General features: G+C 67.1%; 18 protein-coding genes and 1 pseudogene. 4 read left to right on the forward strand and 15 right to left on the reverse strand.

The genetic code is table 11. The annotated features are described in order from the left end of the window. The first annotated feature begins 154 nt into the window (after positions 1-154). Entirely contained in the window at positions 155-787 is a 633-nt protein-coding gene (locus ABZW16_RS25145) for a hypothetical protein (protein ID WP_354958458.1), read from the forward strand. Positions 788-850: 63 nt separating this feature from the next. Here the strand turns inward: ABZW16_RS25145 and ABZW16_RS25150 are convergent, their stop codons facing one another. Next, a complete protein-coding gene (locus tag ABZW16_RS25150; RefSeq protein ID WP_354958460.1) occupies positions 851-1,297 on the reverse strand; it encodes a cupin domain-containing protein in 447 nt (148 codons plus the stop codon). A gap of 219 nt (positions 1,298-1,516) precedes the next feature. On the opposite strand from ABZW16_RS25150, the gene ABZW16_RS25155 reads away from it, so the two are divergent. Beyond that, complete coding sequence (locus ABZW16_RS25155; protein ID WP_354958461.1) at positions 1,517-3,217, forward strand: metallophosphoesterase; 1,701 nt, start codon at positions 1,517-1,519, stop codon at positions 3,215-3,217. Positions 3,218-3,221: 4 nt separating this feature from the next. Here the strand turns inward: ABZW16_RS25155 and ABZW16_RS25160 are convergent, their stop codons facing one another. From ABZW16_RS25160 to ABZW16_RS25180, 5 genes are all read right to left on the reverse strand, one after another. After that, a complete protein-coding gene (locus tag ABZW16_RS25160; protein ID WP_354958462.1) occupies positions 3,222-3,560 on the reverse strand; it encodes a TfoX/Sxy family protein in 339 nt (112 codons plus the stop codon). A gap of 551 nt (positions 3,561-4,111) precedes the next feature. Further along, a complete protein-coding gene (gene narI, locus ABZW16_RS25165) occupies positions 4,112-4,852 on the reverse strand; it encodes a respiratory nitrate reductase subunit gamma (protein ID WP_354958464.1) in 741 nt (246 codons plus the stop codon). Then, positions 4,849-5,529, reverse strand: a complete 681-nt coding sequence (gene narJ / locus ABZW16_RS25170) for a nitrate reductase molybdenum cofactor assembly chaperone (protein WP_354958465.1) — start codon at positions 5,527-5,529, stop codon at positions 4,849-4,851. The genes narI and narJ overlap by 4 nt, the downstream gene beginning before the upstream one ends. A 34-nt stretch (positions 5,530-5,563) precedes the next feature. Next, the gene (gene narH, locus ABZW16_RS25175; protein WP_354958466.1) at positions 5,564-7,300 is read right to left on the reverse strand and encodes a nitrate reductase subunit beta; all 1,737 of its coding nucleotides are present in this window, start codon (positions 7,298-7,300) and stop codon (positions 5,564-5,566) included. A gap of 1 nt (position 7,301) precedes the next feature. Beyond that, positions 7,302-11,099, reverse strand: a complete 3,798-nt coding sequence (locus ABZW16_RS25180; RefSeq protein WP_354958467.1) for a nitrate reductase subunit alpha — start codon at positions 11,097-11,099, stop codon at positions 7,302-7,304. Between the two features lie 435 nt (positions 11,100-11,534). Here ABZW16_RS25180 and ABZW16_RS25185 point away from each other — a divergent pair, with 435 nt between their 5' ends. Next, a complete protein-coding gene (locus ABZW16_RS25185) occupies positions 11,535-11,969 on the forward strand; it encodes a YdeI/OmpD-associated family protein (RefSeq protein WP_354958468.1) in 435 nt (144 codons plus the stop codon). Between the two features lie 35 nt (positions 11,970-12,004). On the opposite strand, the gene mtnC is transcribed toward ABZW16_RS25185, so the two are convergent. From mtnC to ABZW16_RS25205, 4 genes are all read right to left on the reverse strand, one after another. Next, complete coding sequence (gene mtnC / locus ABZW16_RS25190; protein WP_354958470.1) at positions 12,005-12,688, reverse strand: acireductone synthase; 684 nt, start codon at positions 12,686-12,688, stop codon at positions 12,005-12,007. Then, entirely contained in the window at positions 12,685-13,260 is a 576-nt protein-coding gene (locus tag ABZW16_RS25195) for a cupin (protein WP_354958471.1), read from the reverse strand. The genes mtnC and ABZW16_RS25195 overlap by 4 nt, the downstream gene beginning before the upstream one ends. A gap of 58 nt (positions 13,261-13,318) precedes the next feature. Beyond that, positions 13,319-14,977: an S-methyl-5-thioribose-1-phosphate isomerase gene (gene mtnA, locus ABZW16_RS25200; protein ID WP_354958472.1), complete on the reverse strand. Its 1,659-nt coding sequence runs from the start codon at positions 14,975-14,977 to the stop codon at positions 13,319-13,321. Positions 14,978-15,163: 186 nt separating this feature from the next. Further along, a complete protein-coding gene (locus ABZW16_RS25205; protein WP_354958474.1) occupies positions 15,164-15,745 on the reverse strand; it encodes a TetR/AcrR family transcriptional regulator in 582 nt (193 codons plus the stop codon). Between the two features lie 229 nt (positions 15,746-15,974). On the opposite strand from ABZW16_RS25205, the gene ABZW16_RS25210 reads away from it, so the two are divergent. Continuing rightward, on the forward strand, positions 15,975-16,475 hold the full coding sequence (locus tag ABZW16_RS25210) for an HXXEE domain-containing protein (protein ID WP_354958476.1): 501 nt from the start codon (positions 15,975-15,977) through the stop codon (positions 16,473-16,475). 10 nt (positions 16,476-16,485) lie between these two features. Here the strand turns inward: ABZW16_RS25210 and ABZW16_RS25215 are convergent. The 5 genes and pseudogenes from ABZW16_RS25215 to ABZW16_RS25235 form a co-directional block, all read right to left on the reverse strand. Further along, positions 16,486-16,856 (reverse strand): annotated as a pseudogene (locus tag ABZW16_RS25215) (sulfatase-like hydrolase/transferase); the annotation flags it as partial. Between the two features lie 421 nt (positions 16,857-17,277). Next, positions 17,278-17,466: a hypothetical protein gene (locus ABZW16_RS25220; RefSeq protein WP_354958477.1), complete on the reverse strand. Its 189-nt coding sequence runs from the start codon at positions 17,464-17,466 to the stop codon at positions 17,278-17,280. A gap of 92 nt (positions 17,467-17,558) precedes the next feature. Next, on the reverse strand, positions 17,559-19,352 hold the full coding sequence (locus tag ABZW16_RS25225; protein WP_354958478.1) for an NTP transferase domain-containing protein: 1,794 nt from the start codon (positions 19,350-19,352) through the stop codon (positions 17,559-17,561). 162 nt (positions 19,353-19,514) lie between these two features. After that, the gene (locus tag ABZW16_RS25230) at positions 19,515-20,264 is read right to left on the reverse strand and encodes a VOC family protein (protein ID WP_354958479.1); all 750 of its coding nucleotides are present in this window, start codon (positions 20,262-20,264) and stop codon (positions 19,515-19,517) included. A 39-nt stretch (positions 20,265-20,303) separates the two neighbouring features. Next, positions 20,304-20,600, reverse strand: coding sequence for an MGMT family protein (locus tag ABZW16_RS25235; protein ID WP_354958480.1), 297 nt, complete (start codon positions 20,598-20,600; stop codon positions 20,304-20,306).

A 20,600-nucleotide genomic window follows, 5' to 3' on the forward strand; every position in this document is an offset into this window, starting at 1 on the left:
GCTGGAGGTCGGAGCGTCGCGAGCTTGCCGTGGTTGGTAACAACGGCGGATCATCCAACGACTACGCAGGGGTACCGTACAGCCGTCAAAATTCACCAGACCCATTGCATGTCTGTCCTTTTCAGGCAAGGCGGCAGGCGCAGGAGGAGAGTTCGTGGGGATCACGCAGATGTTGGGTAGGGGCCGCCGATGGCGCGTCGGCACCGGACTGGCGCTGGGCGTCGTGGCGCCCGTGCTGATCGTGACCGCGTGCACGGCTGACAAGCAGGATTCCGCCGCACCGGGCTCCAGCACTGTGACGGTCACCTCGATCAGTGCATCGCGGACAACGCCCCCGGCCACCACCGCGGCACCGGGCAACTCTGGCGACACCGGCGGACATCAGGGCAGTGCGGGTGGAGCAGGCACTGGACCGACGGCCGCCGGGCAGCCTGTCACCTCGGGTGGCGTCGACAACTGCGGAATCGACTACTGCGGCGCACCCACCGAAACCCAGCCGGCACCAGGTGGCACGGACACCTGTGGCGTGACCTTCTGCGGCACAACGAGCAATCCCGCTCCGACGCCCGGCGGCACCGATGTCAAGTGCACCGACAAGATCAACTACGCGGGCGATCCGCGGTCCAACGCCGAGATCAACAGCATCGGCGAACGAGACGGCAAGTGTCCCGAACCGATTCATCCGACGACAACCAGCAGTGCGGCACCCCCGCTCACGACCACGCTGGCGCCAACGACTGCTCCGTCGCCGACTACGACCCTTACGACGACAACGGCAACGCAGTAGTAGAAGGGCAGGTCTGGTGCCCGATGCCCAGTGCGCGGGCAGCGGGCACCAGACCGGTGCCGATTACGCGCACTCCGGCGCGTCGGCATCCTCGAACAGCGGCTTGCCGGTGGGTGGGGCGTAGACGACGTCGAGTACGAGCGGGTCGGGGCCGAGATTGCGGCCGATGTGCACGTTCCAGGCACCCTCGGGTTCGTAGATGAAGTCGCCGGTATGGAAGACCGGAGCCACGCAGTCGGGGCCGGGATGGGTGAGGGTGCCCGAGCGGACGAAGCCGAAGACCGGACCGTAGTGAAAGTGCCAGCCGGTGGAACCGCCTGGGGCAATGGTGATTTCGCGGACGACGAGGTCGGTGCCCGCGACGAAGGGCAGCAGTCCGGCCGGGATCTGGGCCTGGCCGAGGGTGACCGCGGTGATATCGGTGCCGGGCGTCGCGTTAGCGGTCGTCGCGCCGAGAATCGAACCGACCGACACGAGCGCCGCGATGGCCCCGCGCGCAAATGGCGTCATTGCGGCAGCTTATCCACCGCGACGCGGTCAGAAAAGGGCCTCGCGCCGCTGCCGGTTCGAGATCGCCACTGCCGCTGCGGCATTCGTTCGTTTTGTACTGCTTGCCCGGATCCGTGCGATTACCTGGCCCCGGGCTCGGACCGGAGTTCATGAATTGTTCGCGCCTGGGAAGCAGGGTCGAGTTGCGGGATGCGCTGTGGCCGTAGAGCATCGGATGCCGTGCCGTCCAATGCGCTGAACCCAGCTGGCGATCTACCCGATACCGGAATTCCCGCCGCCCTGGCCGCCCAGATGACCATGGCCGAGCAGCACGAGTGGCACCGGAACTATCTGCGCCGCCATGCCGTCTCGCGGCGCAATGTCCTGCGCGGTGCGGCCGCGGCCGCGGCGGTCGCGGCGGTCGGAACCTCGCCGTTCGGCAGGCGCGCCTATGCCGAGGACGCGCAGCTCGCGGTCGGCGGCCGGCATGTCGGGTACGGACCGGACGCGGCCAGCCAGCTCCGGTTCGCCGGTCAGCTTTCCCGGCCACCGGCCGGTACCAAGGTCTATCTGGACCACGGGCCGACACCCGCGCTCGGCGGCACCATCGAGGCCGAGGTGCGCAATCTGCTGACCCAGGTGCCCGCCGCCGACGGCGGAGTGCTCGCCGCCGAACAGTTCTACGTACACGCGCCGGTCGATGGTCTGCCCGGGCGACTGCCGCACTTCTATCGGTGGCGCACCTCCGACGGGTTCACCGGCGATATCCGCGCCGCCGCACCGGCCATGCCGAGTTCGCGCAGTGCGATCCTGCCCTTCCGATTCACCATGATGGGCGATCAGGGCACCGACAACACCCCGGCGCTGCCGCAGGGCACGGTGCCCGGCGATTACGACGACAAGTACTACAAGGCCGATAACGATCCGACCGCACCGCACGCGACCAATGTGCTGCGCCAGATCGCCGCCGCCAAACCGGATTTCCACGTTCTGGCCGGTGATATCGCGTACGCCGATCCGTCCGGTGCTGGCAAGCCGGGCGAATTCGTCGCACACGACGCGAAGGTCGACTCCGGCTTCGACAAGTACAACCCGTATGTCTGGGATGTCTACTTCGGCGCCATCGAAGTCAGCGCCGCCCAGACGCCGTGGATGTTCGCCACCGGCAACCACGATATGGAAGCGACCTACGGTCAGCACGGTTACGGCGGACATCTGGCGCGGCTGGACTTCCCCGGCAACGGGCCCGCTGGCTGCCCCTCGGCGTACTCGTTCACCTACGGCAATGTCGCGGTGCTCTCGCTCGACGCCAATGACGTCAGCTATGAGATCAAGGCCAATACTGGATATTCCGGTGGGGCACAGACGAGTTGGGTGGAGCGCACCCTTGCGGCCTATCGCGCGGATCCGGATATCGACTTCCTGGTCTGCTTCTTCCACCACTGCGCGTATTCGACCACCGACTCACATGCCAGCGACGGCGGCCTGCGCGATGCCTGGACCGCACTGTTCGACAGGTATCAGGTGGATCTGGTGCTGCAGGGGCACAATCACGTCTTCGAGCGCACGGATCCGATCCGCGCTGGCGCCGCGACCAGGGTCGCCGGTGACAATTCGATCGTCTACCCGGAGACCGACGGCACCGTCTATTACACCGTCGGCGGTGGTGGTCGCCCGCGCTACGACTTCCGGCCCGGCTCGCAGGAATCGTTCCGTGGCCACGAATTGCCGGACACCACGGTCCCGAACAGCTACGTCTGGACCTCCTCCGGAGAGAAGCAAGACGAGGCCGCACCGTGGTCGCGAGTGCGGTTCCGCAACTACTCGTTCCTGCGCGTCGATGTCCGGCCAGGCATCTTCGCCAGCGAAATGGATGTGGTGGCGGTGGACGAATACGGCCGGGAATTCGACAAACTCACCTTCCGCCGCCTCGTCCGCTGAACCGCTACTTCTGCTTCGGTGGGAGCGAGCGCGCGTAGCTCACCCCGCGGTCGATCCATTCGTCGAGTGCGTCATCGTCGGTGATCGCCGCGCCGTCGACGCGCAGCCAGTTGTGCATTTCCCGACCGCCCATCACCATCGTGCCGACGTAGTCGCGGGCGAGCAGTGCGGTGCTCTCCTGCGGGTCGACACGCACCAGTAGACCGCCCTTGCCGCTGGCCGCGACCGCCATATTGCCGCCGACCAGGAAGGCCAGACCGCCGAACATCTTCTTCTCGACCACGTCGGGTGCGGGTTCGATCAGCTCCCGGATCCGATCGGCGAGTTCCTTGTCATACGCCATACCGCATTGTCGACCAGGGCACCGACAACTTCGCGGCAAACAGCCGCTACGCGCCGATCGCGGCGGCGCACAGCGGCCAGGATTCGTGCAGGTCATGCTGCCAATAGGCCCAGCGGTGGGTGCCCCGACGCAATTTCACCGTGACGGGCACGCCAGCGGCGGCCGGCCGCCGAAGACGCGAGCTCGGAGTGCGCATAGGCATCGGCGGCGGGGTCACTGGTAGCGGCCAGCCGCTATAGGAACCCACCGAATTGCCGCCCGCCCAATGGACGAACCTCGATGGGAATTGTCGCGGCGCAGACCGCGAACAGGAACACCAGGCATCGAATGAGAGAGCGCAGCGAGCGAATCATCGGCACGGTGCCCATCGGGCGGGCCGCATGTGCGCAAGGCGTGGGCACGAGCCGGTACATGGGTCGAATTCCTATCACGGCCGCAGGTGTGGTCTCGGGATACGACGGGCGTGTTTGCTGGGAAATGACACGGCCCCGCCCTCCCGGTGCGGGAGGACGGGGCCGCGGGGCATCGGGTGAGAGGACCCGAACTCGGGGTCAGCGCCAGGTTTCGGGCGTGACGGGGGCGTCCCAGGCGCGGGCGTAGCGGCGCTTGTCCGGGGCGTTGGATTCCTTGGCGCGGTAGACGATGTAGGGGCGGGTCAGGTAGCCGACGGGAGCGCTGAACATGTGGACCAGGCGGGTGTAGGGCCAGATCGCGATGAGGGTCAGTACGACGAGTCCGTGGACCTGGAAGGTCCACGGGGTGCCCACCATCAGCTCGGGCTGCGGGTGCAGGGTGAAAAGGCTGCGAAACCAAGGGGATACGGTTTCGCGGTAGTTATAGGTGCCCCACAGCAGGTTGCTGCCCCAGGTATTGAGCAGGCCGGTGCTCAGGGCGGCGGCCAGCAGTGCGTACATGAGCCGGTCGTTGCGGGTGGTGGCCCTGCGGACGGCGGGGACGGTGATGCGGCGGTAGAGCAGGATGCCGATGCCGAGGATGACCGCGAGTCCGGCGACCGAACCCGCCGCCACCGCGACCAGGTGGTAGGTGTGTTCGGAGATGCCGACCGCCGTGGTCCAGGATTCCGGGATCAGCACGCCGAGCACATGGCCGCCGATGACACCGAGCATGCCGAAGTGGAACAGCGGGCTGCCCAGGCGCAGCAGGCGGCTCTCGTAGATCTGCGATGACCTTGTGGTCCAGCCGAATTGGTCATTGCGGTAGCGCCACAGGTGGCCGAGCACGAACGAGGTGAAGGCCACGTACGGCAGGGTCATCCAGCAGGTGGTGGTCATCGGCGGGCTTCCGATCCGTCGAGGAGGGCAGGGTCCATGGCGAAGGGGTCGAGGCCGACCTCCTCCTCAGGAGGTCCCTGCGCGGCGAGTTCGGCGATCCGGCGGCGGTCCGCGGTGGTCAGCGGCGGCAGGGTGGCGACCACCGCGGCGACCAATCCCGCGTAGGGGGATCCGTTGTCCGCCAACGACAGTCGCAGCAGTTCGAGCACCGGGACGTGTTCGCCCAGCAGGCGTTCGCCGCCGATCGGGTCGACGGTGGCGGCGAATTCCAGCAGCACCGGCAGGTGGTCGGGCAACTCCTCGTCGCCGAGTTCGACTCCGGCATGCCGGTAGGCGTGCTTGAACCGCAGCAGTGCCATGCCGCGCTTGCGGGTGTCGCCGTAGGCGTAGAACGTCAGGTGCATGCTGGAACGCCGCCGCATATCGAAGGTTTCGACATACTGCTCGGCCAGTGTGATCGGTGGGGTGGCGCGCAGGTGATGGACAAATTCCAGCAGGTGCGCACCCACCTCGTCCGGCAATTGCATTGCGGCATCGTCGATCTGGTCGATGGTCACCAGCATCTGCTCGCTCGGATAGTCGAGCAGCAGGGCGGCTATCCGCCACACCAGACGGCAATCGCGCTCGGACAGCCGGGCGACGGGCTCCGGCCTGCGGCGTACCTTCAGCAGTGCCATGACACGCCTCCGACGGCGGCTCGACCGGTGGCGTTCATTGGGCTGCTCGGGTGGGCGTAGGTGCGGCGGAACCGTTCGTCGCCGCCGAGCCATTCGTGCCGTTGGCCGAGCCATTCTTGGGCGCAACGCTTTTCGTCGAACCGTTGGTCCCGTGCCCATTGGCGCCATTGCCACTGGTCGCGGCGGGCACCAGTCCCTCGGTGCTGCGCCCATCCCAGTTCAACAGGTTGATCCGTGTCGACTTCTGTTCCGGCGTCGCATCATTGGCATCGGTGAGATGAAACTTCTCCACCATCGTGTCGAAGGCCGTCATACCCGGCCCGCCATCGGTATCGAGGCTGCATCCGGTGGCGAGCGAATCCAGCTCGTGTGCCTGGGACGTCGCGCCCTGCGGAATCACATACCGGTGTTCGTATTTCGCGATGGCCAGCAGCCGGTACATCGCCTCGATCTCCTCGGGCGCCAAGCGCACCGACGGCGCGATCGAGGGATCGGGTTCCATACCGAGATTCACCGACCGCATGAACGACCGCATCGCCGCCAGCCGCTGCAGCGCCGCTCGCACTGGTCCGATCTCACCGGCGGTGAACAGTTCGGCCAGGTACTCGACCGGAATCCGCAGTGCGTCGATGGCGCCGAACAGATTCGACGCGTCCTCGGCATCGTGGCCGGTCTCCGACAGCACATCCACCACCGGCGACAGCGGCGGCACGTACCAGACCATCGGCATGGTGCGGTATTCCGGATGCAGCGGCAGCGCGATCTGGTAGTCGACGATCAGCCGGTAGACCGGCGAGTTCTGCGCGGCCTCGAGCCATTCGGGCGAGATACCGGCGCGTTCGGCCTCCGCGATCACCCGGGGATCATGCGGATTGAGGAACACCCCGAGCTGTGCTGGATACAGGTCCTCGGTATCGGTGACCGAGGCCGCCGCCTGCACCGCATCCGCGTCGTAGAGCATGACGCCGATGTAGCGCAGCCGCCCGACGCAGGTTTCCGAACAGACCGTCGGGATGCCGACCTCCACGCGCGGGTAGCAGAATGTGCACTTCTCCGCCTTGCCCGTCTTGTGGTTGAAGTAGATCTTCTTGTACGGGCAGCCGCTGACGCACTGCCGCCAGCCGCGGCATTTGTCCTGGTCGACGAGCACGATTCCGTCCTCGGACCGTTTGTAGATCGCACCCGACGGGCAGGAGGCCACACACGACGGATTCAGGCAGTGCTCGCAGATGCGCGGCAGGTAGAACATGAAGGTCTGCTCGAACTCCAGCTTCACCTGATCGGAGAGCCTGGCCAACAGCGGATCCTTGCCGACCTGCTCCGGTCCGGAGCCCAGGTCGTCATCCCAGTTGGCGCCCCAGGTGATCTTCGTATCCTGGCCGGTGATCAGCGATTTCGGCCGCGCGACCGGGCTGGTGTCCAGCGCGGGCGCCGACAGCAGATTGTCGTAGTCGTAGCTCCACGGCTCGTAGTAATCCGAGACCGTCGGCAGATCGGGATTGGCGAAGATATTGAGCAGCCGCTTCAGCCGCGAACCGGATTTCAGGGTGAGCTTGCCGCGCTTGGTGAGCGTCCAGCCGCCGTTCCATTTGTCCTGATCCTGGTACTGGCGCGGATAGCCCTGTCCCGGACGGGTTTCCACATTGTTGAACCACATGTACTCGGTGCCGCCGCGGTTGGTCCACGCCTGCTTGCAGGTGACACTGCAGGTGTGACAGCCGATGCACTTGTCCAGGTTCATCACCATGGCCAGCTGTGCCATGACACGCATGTCAGTACTCCACTTCCTGCGAGCGGCGACGAATGGTAGTGACCTCGTCGCGCTGATTTCCGGTGGGCCCGTGGTAGTTCAGTGCGAAGGACTGCTGCGCATAACCGCCGATGAGATGCGATGGCTTGATCATGATGCGGGTGAGTGCGTTGTGGATGCCGCCGCGCTTACCCTTACCTGGCTGCTGATCCGGTGCGGCCCAGTCGAATCCGTTTCCGTTGCCGTTCGAAGTCGGCAGTCCCTCGATGCGCGGCACGTCCACCGCCCGGTCCTGGGCGTGGTACATGAATACCGTGCCCTCGGGCATCCGGTGGCTGACGATCGCCCGCGCGACGACCACACCGTTGCGGTTGACCGCCTCGATCCAATCGTTGTCCGCCACACCGATCTTCGCGGCGTCCCTATCCGACAGCCAGATCGACTGCCCGCCGCGCGAGAGCGTCAGCATGTGCAGGTTGTCCTGGTACGCCGAGTGGATCGACCACTTCGAATGCGGTGTGAGGTACCGAACGGTGACGCCATTGTCACCGACGGACCCCACCCCCGGCTCACTGAACAGCGCAGTCATATCGAGCGGCGGCCGGAAGATCGGCAGCTGCTCTCCGAGTTCGGCCATCCAGTCGTGGTCGAGGTAGAAGTGCTGGCGCCCGGTCAGGGTGTGCCAGGGCTTGAGTCGTTCGGTATTGATGGTGAACGGCGAGTACCGCCGTCCGCCGGTCTCGCTACCCGACCACTCCGGCGAGGTGATCACCGGAACCGGCCGGGATTGGGTGTCGGCGAAGGTGATTCGCTTGCCCTCGTGTTCGGCGGCGAGATCGGCGAGCTGGGTTCCGGTGCGCCGCTCCAGCGCCTGGAACCCTTCGACCGCGAGCCTGCCATTGGTGGTGCCCGAGAGCGCCAGGATCGCCTCGGCCGCGTGGGTGTCCTTGGCCAGCGACGGACGCCCCTGGGCCACACCGGAAACCACGGTGCCGTTCACACCGGCGAGGTAGGCCACCTCTTCGTCCGGATGGGTGGTGACGCCCTTGGTGGTGACGCCGAGCGTATCGATCAGCGGTCCGAGCGCGGCCATCTTCTCCGCGAGCTTGGGGTAGTCCCGCTCGACCACCACCAACTTCGGCATCGTCCTGCCCGGAATCGGTTCGCATTCACCGGTTTTCCAGTCGAGTACGCGTCCACCCGCCTGTGCCAGGGCATCCGGCGAATCGTGCTGCAGCGGAACCGCGACAATGTCCTTGCGCTTGCCGAGGTGCTTCTCGGCCATCCAGGAGAATCCGCGCGCGATCCGGTGGAACGCCTCGAAATCCGTCTTGGCCTCCCATGGCGGGGAGATGGCGGGGGAGAAGGCGTGCACGAACGGGTGCATATCGGTGGAGGACAGGTCGTGTTTCTCGTACCAGGTGGCGGCGGGCAGCACGATATCGGAGAACAGTGTGGTGCTGGTCATCCGGAAGTCCAGTGACAGTAGCAGATCCAGCTTTCCGGTCGGCGCCTCCGCGCGCCAGACCAGCTCCTGCGGGCGCACCCCCTCGGCATCGGTGGTCTGCAGATTGGAATCCGCGCCGAGCAGATGCTTGTGGAAGTATTCGTTGCCCTTCCCGGAGGACCCGAGCAGATTCGCCCGCCATACGGTCAGGCAGCGCGGAAAGTTCTCCGGCGCATCCGGATCCTCACAGGCGAAGCGCAGGTCACCGGACTTGAGCCCGTCCACCACATGTTCGGGCGCGGTCTTGCCCGCCGCCTCGGCCTCGTCCACCAGATCCAGCGGATTGCGGTCGAATGTCGGATAACTCGGCATCCAGCCGAGGCGACTGGCCAGCGCGATATTGTCGGCGGCGGTGCGCCCCGCGAATTTGCCACGGCCCAGCGGGGAGGCGAACGACTGTGCGGTGAACGGATCGTAGCGCCACTGGTCATTGCTGAGGTACCAGAACACCGTGCCCTGCATCTGGCGCGGCGGTCGCTGCCAGTCCAGCCCGAAGGCCAGTGTCGCCCAACCGGTTACCGGGCGGCATTTCTCCTGGCCGACGTAATGTGCCCAGCCGCCGCCATTGACGCCCTGGCAGCCGGTGAGCAGGGTCAGGGTGAAGAAGGCGCGGTAGATCTGGTCGGAGTGGAACCAGTGGTTGGTGCCGGCACCCATCAGGATCATCGACCGGCCGCCGGATTTATCGGCGTTATCGGCGAATTCGCGGGCAATGCGCTGAGCCTGTGCGGCGGGTACGCCGGTAATGGCCTCCTGCCAGGCCGGGGTGTAGGGCTCGGACGCGTCGTCGTAGCCCGTCGGCCAGGTGCCCGGCAGTCCGTCGCGCCCCACACCGTACTGCGCGAGCAGCAGATCGAAGACCGTGGTGACCCGCTTGCCCGCGACGGTGATCGTCGGTACGCCGCGCACCACCACGCCTGCGGTATCGGTGTCGAAACGCGGCAGCTGCACCGCGACCGGGCGCTGGTCGGCCCGGTCGTGCAGGGTCAGCAGCGGATCGACGCCTTCGAGATCCAGATTCCACTTCCCCGCGTCGCCCGCGGTGAAGCGGTGTCCGAGCGAACCATTGGGCACCACCGGATTACCCTCGGCGTCGAGCAGCACCATCTTGTGCTCGGCGGTCTCGTCGGTGTGGCCGATGTCGGCGGCGGTGAGGAATTTGCCGGGCAGCGCACCATCGTGGTGGTACTGGCCGTCGGCGTCCCAGCCCTGCGGATCGTCGAGGCAGACCAGGAAGGGCAGATCGGTGTAGCGCTTGACGTAGTCGAGGAACCGGGGCGTTGCGCGGTCGACGAAGAATTCCTTCAGGACCACATGACCCATCGACATGGCAAGGGCTGCATCGGTTCCCGGCCGTGCAGGCACCCATTCATCGGCGAATTTGGTGTTGTCCGCGTAGTCGGGCGAGACCACGACGACCTTCTGACCGCGGTAGCGGGCCTCGGTCATATAGTGCGCATCCGGGGTCCGGGTCACCGGGACATTCGATCCCCACATGATCAGGTAGCCCGCGTCGAACCAGTCGGCCGATTCCGGCACATCGGTCTGATCGCCGAAGACCTGCGGGGAGGCCACCGGCAGGTCGGCGTACCAGTCGTAGAACGAGAGCATCGAGCCGCCGAGCATCGAAATGAACCGGGCGCCAACGGCATGGCTGACCATCGACATGGCCGGAATGGGGGAGAACCCGGCAACACGATCGGGTCCGTACTTCTTGATCGTGTGCACATGCGCCGCAGCGGCGATCTCGGCGGCCTCCCACCACTCCGCGCGGACGAATCCGCCCTTGCCGCGAGCGGACTTGTAGCGCTGGGCCTTTTCCGGATCCTCGACGATCGCTGCCCAGGCCAGCACCGGATCCCTGAGCCGTTCCTTGGCCTCCCGGTACAGCTCGAGCAGGACACCGCGCACATACGGATAGCGCACGCGTGCGGGCGAATAGGTGTACCAGGAGAACGACGCGCCACGCGGGCAGCCGCGCGGTTCGTACTCGGGTTTGTCCGCACCGACCGACGGATAGTCCGTCTGCTGCGACTCCCAGGTGATCACGCCGTCCTTGACGTAGATCTTCCAGGAGCAGGATCCGGTGCAGTTCACCCCGTGCGTGGAGCGCACCACCTTGTCGTGTGACCAACGGTCGCGGTAGAACTCGTCGGCGCTGCGCCCGCCGACCTGATGCAGGCTGCGCCGATCGGCCGACACCTCGCCCCGGTGGAAATATTTGCCGAGACGCAGCAGTGCGTCACTCGCGTCGCTGGATTGCCGATCGGCCGAATCGGAGGACGCGGAAGCCGGAATGCGCGAATTAACCACGACGTCCCCTTCGAGCTGTGAAATCGGGCTGATGCACCGACTGTAAGGAGGTCACGACGCACGTCCAAACGAATCTCTCACAGCGCGCGCTGGCCGGTGGTGAGTTGTGAGGTCGGCGCAACGTGACGGTCACCGCGCGATTGCCCCCGAACACCGACAGCATCGAGGTGACCTGCGCGGATTCGCCCTGACCGGCCGAAACACGGCTTGCGGCAGGTGTTTCGGGGACTTGCCGGTGATGCTTTGGAAACCGCGGGTTCTCAGGTGGTTTACATTTGTTAACACACTCCGAGACACCTGCTGCGGCCCATTTCGGATCCGCGCGGAGCGGTCGAACGGCCCCGCGCGCACCATTTTCACGACCCGATTCGCTATTCGCTGCCAATTTGCCGATAGTTTCGGTGATTACCGCATGCGCGGATTATTCTTCGGCGCATGCAGCGATTCGAAGCGACCATCGAGTCCGCCGCCAGAGGCGGTGCCTACGTCGCGGTGCCCGCCGAGGTCATCGCGGCGCTCGGGGGCGGCGGCCGGATACCGGTCCGCGCCAGTTTCGACGGTATCGCCTACACCGGATCCATCACGTCCATGGGTGCGCGGCCGTGCCTCGGCATGCGCAAAGCGATCCGCACCGAACTGGGTAGGCAGCCCGGCGATACGGTCGAGGTCACCGTGGAGCGCGACGACGCCGAGCGCACGGTCGAAGTCCCTGCCGACCTGGCCGCCGCACTGGCGGTCGCCGGGGTGCGCGCGGCATTCGACGCACTGTCGTTCACGGCGCGCCGCGAACTCGTCAACGGTGTCGTCGCGGCGAAGCGGCCGGACACTCGGTCCCGGCGGATCCGGAAGGCGGTAGCCGCGGCCAGCTAGCCGCCGTCAAAGTTCCAGCGCGGCAGGCGAATACCTCAGGGCAGGGTCAGTTCGGCGAACGAGGCGATCCAATGATGCGGGGGCCGTGCGGGATTCGGCTCGCCGGGACGATGGACGCCGGTCACCGACCAGCCCGCGGCGACCGCCGCGTCGAGTTCGTCCGGATGGTCGGACAGGAACAGGATGCGGTCGGCGGATGTGCCGATGGCGCTCGCGATCTTCGCATACGACGCGGCTTCGCGTTTCGGCCCCGCGCTGGACAGGTCGAAATAGCCGCTGATGAGCGATGCCAGCTCGCCGCCGCGGGCGAACGTGAACCAATCCTGTTGGTTGCGTACCGATCCCGAGGAATAGACGTAGAGCGCCAGGCCAGCGGTGTGCCAGGCGGCGAGGGCGGGCGCGACATCCGGGAAGAATTCGCCGTGCAGCGCGCCATTGCGGAAGCCCTCGGCGCAGATGATGCCCTGCGCGGCCTTGAGCGGTTCGGCCTTCACGTCCGAGCCGAGCCAGTCGCGCAGGATCGCGGCCACCCCGTCGGTATCGGCATCGGGGCGTTCGGCGAGTTCGCGGGTGGCCGCGATAATGGGAGCGGCCGCGGCCGTGCGGTTTTCGGCCAGCCACTCGGGCAGCCGCGCACGGGTGTAGCCGTACAGGTCCTCGCGCACCGAGCTGGTCGGGCTGGTGGTGCCCTCGATATCGACGACGACGGCGGCGATCACGAGGCGGTCAGCAGTTGGTCGAGGGTCGGGAAACCCGCGCTGATGGGGTCGCCGGTGAAGTCGCCGACCCAGCCGTCGGCCTCCTCGAAGAATCGGATGGCGATGAAGTCGGGGCGGGTGCCCATATCGAACCAGTGCAGCGTGCCCGCCGGCACCGAGAGCAGGTCGCCGCCTTCGCAGACCGCCGCCACCACCTCGTCGCCGAGATGCAGGTAGAAGCAGCCGCGTCCGGCCGCGAAGAAGCGCACCTCGTCCTCGGCGTGCCGATGCTCATTGAGGAACTTCTCCCGAGCGCCCTTGGCGATCTGCGGCCACTCCGGATTCGCGTCGTCGGGGTGGATCCGGGCGATATCAATATGCTGGTAGCGGCCGGAGGCATTGAGTTCGGCCACCCGGTCGTCATATTCGGCCAGCAGCTGCTCCGATGCTGTTTCGGTGGCGTTGTCCAGCACCGGCCAGCGGTCGAAAGTGATTCCCCGGGCAGCCAATTCGGCGGCGATCACCGCATCGTCGGTGGTGCGCAGCAGGATCTTGTCGGCATTGTCGGCGGCCATAACCTGCAGCAACGTCATGATGTCAGTCCAATCTCGAGGATCTCGTTCGGATTGCGTGCTGGTCGTTTCGAGCGACCTACAGGCAGTCGTTAGCGGTGAAGGCCTGTCGACGGCCGGTGCGGGCCACCAGCTCGCACAGGGCTTCGAGGCATTCGGCACGGTCGCGTGCCTGGGAGAGATTGTCCCCCCAGGTGGTGATCCCGTGCCCCGCGATGGCCAATACCGGTGCCGCGGTGGGGTTTTCGCGCAGATATCGCTCGATATCGGTGCCGATGCGCGCGACGTCGGGCCAGTTCGGGAAGACGGGCAGGTCCAGGACGGTCGGATAGGTGCCGTCCGGCCGCTCGGCCACCAGGCCCTTGATGAGTTCGTAGTCGGCGATGCGCATGGTGGTCACCGCATCGGGCGAGCCCGAGCGGGTAGCGGCGGTCGTCGCGTACGGCGGATGGATGTGTACGACAGCCGTGGCGTCAGTGGTTCGGTACACCGCCGTGTGAATTGTGGTCTCCGCCGAGGGTTTGCGCCGCTGGTCCGACACCGGCGCGGAGTCCGCGATGCGGACGTTCACCATGTCACCTGCGGTCAGTTCGCCCTTCGACAGACCACTGCCGGTGATGACCGCGGTATTGCCGGTGCGCACCGAGATATTGCCTGCCGTGCCCGGCATCCAGCCGCGGCCGTACAGCTCGCGGGCGATATCGGCAATGGCCGCACCCGGATCGTCTTCGGCCGGTTCGGCATTCGCGCCGTGCACGATACCGAGTTCGGTGACGACCGCGGTCACCAACTCCGCTGGCGTCACATCGAAGGCCGGATTGAAAGCTTCGGTATCGGTGGGAGCCGTTGCGACGCCCCCGAATCCGGTCACCTCTGCCGCGGCCCGCTGCTCGACGACGATCTCGGCGCCGGTCGCGGTCTTCGGATCGCGCGTGGACTCCGGCGCCACCACGATGAACGGAATGCCGTGGTGGCGGGCCGCGATCGCGAGCCCATAGGTGCCGATCTTGTTCGCGACATCGCCATTGGCGGTCACCCGGTCCGCGCCGACCAGCACACAGTCGACCTGACCGGTCGCCATCGCCCACGCGGCGGCCGAATCGATGGTGAGCCGATACGGTATGCCCGCTTCGGCCAGCTCCCAGGCCGTCAGCCGCGCGCCCTGTAAGAGCGGGCGGGTCTCGTCGACCAGGACGTTCTCGATCGCACCGCGTTCGGACAGCACCCGCATCGCCCCGATCGCGGTGCCGAAGGCGCTGGTCGCCAGTCGCCCGGTATTGCAGTGGGTGAGCACCCGCAGCGGCCGGTCCGGGCACAGCCGTTGGACGAGATCGGCGGCATGGGTGGCGGCGGCCCGATTGACCCGACCGTCCTCGGCCAGCATGTCCAGGGTTTCGGCGAGTACCGCGTCCGCGCCGAGTGGCACCTTGGGCACCACCCGCCGCACCGCCCAGGCGAGATTGACCGCGGTGGGCCTGGCATCGGCGATCCGCGCGGCATCGGCCTCGGCCCGCGCCACCTCGACGACGCCGTCGGTCGTATGCGCGGCGGTGGCGATGACCACACCGAACGCACCGGCGATGCCGATGGCGGGCGCGCCGCGGATGGCCAGCGTCTTGATCGCGTCGATGACCTCGTCGACGGTGGTCAACCGCAGCTCGCGCACCTCGTGCGGCAGTTCACGCTGGTCGATGGTGACCAGCGCACCGTCGTCCCAGATCAGGGAACTGTCGTCCATCAGGCCCATCCTTCGGTATCGCGGAGTGGGGGTGTTGCCCCTGGTCAACGGTATCGGACCGCCGGTGGCGGCGGAAATCCGGCCGACGGGCTCCCGGCATCATTCCGCAGCGAACTCCGCCTCGCGCTCGACCGTCTCGCACATCGAACAGCTGCCATTTCGGCGCGTCGACAGCGGTGCCGGAACTTATGCGTCCGCGACGGCTCCGTGCAGCACCATGTCGACGGTGTGGTCGAGGTGTTCCGGTGTAACGGCCTCGCCCCGCAGCAGTACGCGGAACCAGATCGAGCCGGCCAGCATATCCATGATCGTCTTGGGGTCCGCGGTGGGCGGCAGCTCGCCTCGCTCGATGGCGCGCTGGAAGATGGGTTGTTCACGGGCGAGTCGGTCGGCGAAGAACGCCCGGGCGACCTGGCCGAGTTCTGGCCGCCGCGGCGCGGCAGCGAAGACGGGCGCGATGATCGGGGCAGTGCGGTCGGCGGTGAGCAGTTCGGCAATGCTGCGTGCCAGCCCGAGGAGGTCGCCACGCAGGCTGCCGGTGTCCGGCACGGCGAAGGTGAGCGGTTGGGCGGCGACGAGGGTGGCGGCCAGAAGCGCGTCTTTGGAAGGCCACCAGCGGTAGATGGTCGTCTTGTTGACGCCCGACTCGGCCGCGACCGACTCGATGGTCAGGCTGTCGTACCCCTTCTCGGTCAACAGTTTCAGTGTCGCCGCGAAGATCTCCTCTGCCTTGCGCGGCCCGATGGTGGGCCTCTTGTCGATATCCACCCCATCACTCTACAACGCAACGTTGCGTTGCTATGCCTGCCGAGCTATATTTACAACGCAACGTTGCGTTGCATTCATGGGTCGGAAGGGCAGCTCTGATGAGCCGCGCAATTCACCCATCACCGATGGCCGCAACGATGCCGCGAGTACGACGCAATCTCAGACGGTTGGTCGGTTAGCGAGCGCCGACACCAACGACCGTGACGATCTATTGCTGGAGGTAGTTACCATGCGCAAAGCTGTGACGTGGGGATTGTTCCTCGCTTGGCTGGCCAATGACACCGAGGAATGGTTCACGATGGCACCGTGGTCGCAGCAGAACGCGGCCAGAACGGGAAAGCGACAACTCGGCCCGGTGTGGCTGCGGGAGCCGGTCACGTCTGCCCAGTCGCACGTCGCGATCTCGCTGATGGGTGCGTTCGTGCTGGCCGCAGCGGCGCGAGGCGCCGCGACCGGCGGCCGTTCCCGCTTCTTCCAATCCACCCTCGTCGGCTTCGGCGTGCACGGATTCGGCCATCTCGCCCTCAGTGCCGCGCACCGCGGTTACACGCCGGGCGTGGCAACCGCGCCGACCGTGGTCATCCCGTACTCCCTGTGGGCCTGGCGGGAACTGGGCAGACAGGGAGTCCGCAGGAACGATGCGCGCACCTGGCTCGGCGCTGCCGTCCTGCTCCCCGCATCACTGGCGGCGGTCCACTCGACCGCACGTGCACTCACCCGACCGTCGTAATCGGACGCATCCCGTAGTAGCGGTCGAAGCCGCGTTGGGTGGGCCACGAATCCCGGTGCGCCGCCGGATCCACAGCGGCATCTCGGACCAGATGCCATTTGCCGACCGCATAGGTGGCATAGCCGTTGTCGCGCAGGACTTGCGGCGGCGTCAGCACATCGTCGGCGAGTTCGAGTCGCAGACCGGGATATCCGGGGTCGGCATTCGCGAGAAAGCCGAAACCTGCACGGTGGGTAGTGATTCCGGTCAAAGCGACGCGCGCGATGGTGAGCGCAGCGGGGTGGTGTGGTAGTTGGTGAGCCGAAGGCTGGTGGCGGCCAGGCGATCCAGCGTCGGCGCCTCGATCTCGGAGCCGAATGGGCCGATATCGCTGTAGCTCATACCATCGATTGGCACCACAACGACATTCGGTGCGCCCCGCCGTGCGGTCGGCGGATAGGTCCACGCAGGGGTGGAATCGGCGGTCGTGCGAGCACCGGAGAAACCTTCATAACGATGCCGTCCCCGCTCCCGATCCGGCCCGCCGCTGATGCCCGGAGCTACTGTGCTTCGGCGCGCAATTCCCACACGGCGGCCCGCAATGCATTTCGTATTTTCGGCGGCGAAAAGCGGCTCTGGCGCGTGACCGTGCTTAATTCGAACCGCGCGCAGTGCATTCGCGAGAATACGTGGGACGTTTATGGGGTGAGCGGCTGAAATACCGTGCCGTAATTAGCGTCCGGAGCCGGGAAGAACCGGAGCGGAGCCGGGGTGCGCGCAAACGGGCCGCCGGTCCAAGCGGGATCCGGCGGCCCGTTTCGGATCAGTGCTGTCCGGGTCGGCGCTGCTCAGAGCCGCGCCGTTCCGAACCCTGGTCCTGACGCTGCTGTTCCATCCGGTCGCGATCGCTCATCGAGCCGGATCGGTTCATGCCCTCCTGGCGCTGCTGTTGCTGCTGCCGCTCCATCTGCTTGGGCATTTTCTTAGGCGTCTTCTTCGACTTTTCAGCCATCTCCACTCGGTCCTTTCCGAAGTGATTTGGATTCGCCTAACAACGCCACAATAGCGAGCGGACATCAGCAGTGGAAGAAGAATGTCGATTCTTTACATCCGCAGTGGGAGGAATTCGACCGGGTCGTCGTCGGTGGCCTGGGCCGCGACGATGACCAGTCCGTCACGGTCGACGAGCCCGCCCAGATGGGTGGTGCGGACCTGGGGATCGCCCAGCCAGCCGCCGTAGGGGGCGATGCGGGCCGGGACGATGCGGGTGACGGGTCCGGAGATCGCGCTCGCATTGTGCAGCGGCCCGACCAGCGGGCGCAGCGGATGGCCGCCGGTCCGGCCTTCGACGAGGGCGGGGGACAGGGCCATGAGCGTGGCCAGCGCCGCGAAGGGGTTGCCGGGCAGACCGAGAACGGTTGTGCCGGTAGCCAGTTCGGCGACGACGGTGGATCCGCCGGGACGGATGGCCAAGCGGTGCACCAGGATTCGAGCCTGGGCACGCGCGATGGCGCCGCGCAACTGATCGGCCGCCCCACCGCCGGTGGCGCCGACGATCACCAGCAGATCGCAATCGTCGGCGGCGCCGAGCACCTCGTCGAAGCCGCGCGGAGTATCGCGCAGGTGCACCCGATCGATGGTGTGAACTCCGTACCAGGACAGCACCTTCGGCAGAATGAGCCCGATCGAGTCGCGGGTCTGGCCGGTCTGCAGCGGGCCGGTGCTGCGGATCTCGTCGCCGGTCATGATGATCCTGGCCCGGACCGGACCGCGCACGGCCGCCTCGGTCACTTCGACACTGGCCGCGGCGGAGATCAGGGCCGCGGTGACGGCGGTGCCCTCGGGGGCGACCAGATCGCCGCGATCGCGGTCCTCGCCACGGCGGCGGATATCCTCGCGCAGCGGGGAATCCGGTAGTCGGTGCAGTATGTCGTCCTCGTCGATGCGCGCGAATTCGTCACGAAGCACCCGGGTGGTGCCATCGGGCACATGGGCGCCGGTGGCGATCCGCACCGCCTCGCCGGAGAGCAACCCGACCGGCCGCCGCCCGCCCGCGAAGCCGATATCGCGGCGCAAACGCCACGGACCGTCACCGGAGACCGAGTATCCGTCCATTGCCGAGACGTCGAAGCGCGGCAGCGGCCCGACTGCGGTCAGCGCCGCGGCCAGGGTGGCACCGGGTACCGAGCCCAGCTCGGCCCGATATTCGGTGAGTCGAGAGACGGTGGTGCGCAGGATATTCCGTGCTTCATCGAGGGGCAGCGCGGTACCGGCGGCGGTCGACGGTGTGGGACGAGCACTCGGCGCGGCGGTTTCGGTGGCACCGGTATCCAAGGCCAGCCGGGCCCGGCGCACCTGCTCTTCGGTATCGCAATCGGCGATACCCGCCATGGTGACGGTGACCGTATCGGCCGGAATCAACGCCTTCATCGGCTGATTGATCAGCGAGTCCAGCCGCGCCAGCGCGCTCGCGAGTGCCGTGCGCCGCCATACACCGATCAGATACTGCGGCCGTCCGGATTCATCGGCCGCGAAGACCGCGTCCGCACCGGATTCGGTGCCGTGCCGAATCAGTTCCGGCACCGTCGTTTTCGACAGGAACGGCAGATCCGCCGCGAGCACCACCACCAGCGGGGCGGCGGTGGGACCGAGCGCGCGCAGCCCGACCCCCACCGCGGCGACCGGACCCGAGCCCGGCGGCACCTCCCGCACCTGAATGATTTCCGCGTCCAATTCGGGCCGGTGCGGTCCGACGACAACGGTTTGCCTGCAGGTCGTCACCGCCGCCAGCGCCGCATCGAGCATGGTCCGACCGCCGATGACAATGGCGGGTTTGTCGACGCCCCCCATCCGGCTGGCGCGCCCGCCCGCCAGCACGATCGCATCCGCGGCGATCACCGGTCGGCGCCCGGCGCGATGGCCCGTGGCATCGCGTCGCGATTCGATGCGGGGTGGCGGTCGGGCAACGGGTGGGCAAGCATGGCCGAAATGCTAATTCGTCGGCGGCACGGAACCGGGGAGGGCCGGGTGCCGCGGGCGACCGGCGGGCCGTCGCACCCGCTACACCGCCGAATGGTCGTGGGCCAGCCGGAGCAGCCGGAATTCGTTGGTCTCCGGATCGGCCAGCGCCAGGCCGGGTGCGCTGCCGATGGCGTCCGGGCCGACCTCGGTGGCGCCCGCCGCGCGGAGCCGGGCCAGCTCGGCGGCCGGATCATCGGCGGGGAAGAACGCCAGGTCGAGATGGACTCGATTGCGGCCGCGCTCGATATCGGGCGTACGAATGAATTCCAGCCAGCAGCCGAGCCCGGTCGCCGAACGCAGCCCCGCCACCTGCGCGCCGCCGTGCGCGACCGGCCAGCCGGAGGCGGTGGACCAGAACTCGGCCAGCCGCGCCGGGTCATTGGTGTCGACCACGATGGCGGCCACCGCGCCGGTGTCCACGTACTCCGCTCGAGGCTCCAGCACGCAGAATTCGTTGCCCTCCGGATCGGCGAGCACCACCCACGGCACCGTGCCCTGGCCGATATCGATGTGGCGGGCTCCCAGCGCGAGCGCGCGGTCGACCTGCACCCGCTGATGCTCGACTGAGCGACTGGCGAGATCCAGGTGGATGCGGTTCTTACTGCCCTTCGCACGCGTCGCCGGCCGGAAGGTCAGGGCCAGGTCGAGGCCGTCGGGATCGGGCGCCGCCACGTCGACCGCGTCGGGGCGGTCGATCGTCACCGTCCAGCCCAGTAAGTCGGCCCAGAAGTCCGCGACGGACCGGGGCCGGTCGGCATCGAATGCGACACACGCCAGGCGGGTGGACATGCCTCAACGGTAACCGCCGCCCGACGGCGACGGAGCCGTTTACGGGAGCGGGAAGCGCGCGGTGCGCAGGTCCACTCGACCGTCGCGGATCGGCACGCCCTCGGCGGCCAGCAGGCGCAGCTGGCGATCGGCCAGATGGGCGGCGGGACGGCCGCCCGCGCCGATTACCCGATGCCATGGCAGGTCCGCGGAGTCGGTGCGCATGATCCAGCCGACCGTACGCGGGGTGGACAATCCGGCGGCCGCGGCGATATCGCCGTAGGTGACCACCCGGCCGGGCGGCACCGTCGCGACGAGCGCCCGCACCCGCTCGACCTCGGCATCGGTGGTGGCCAT

It is taken from the genome of Nocardia sp. NPDC004604 (genome assembly GCF_040609795.1).
Lineage (GTDB): Bacteria > Actinomycetota > Actinomycetes > Mycobacteriales > Mycobacteriaceae > Nocardia.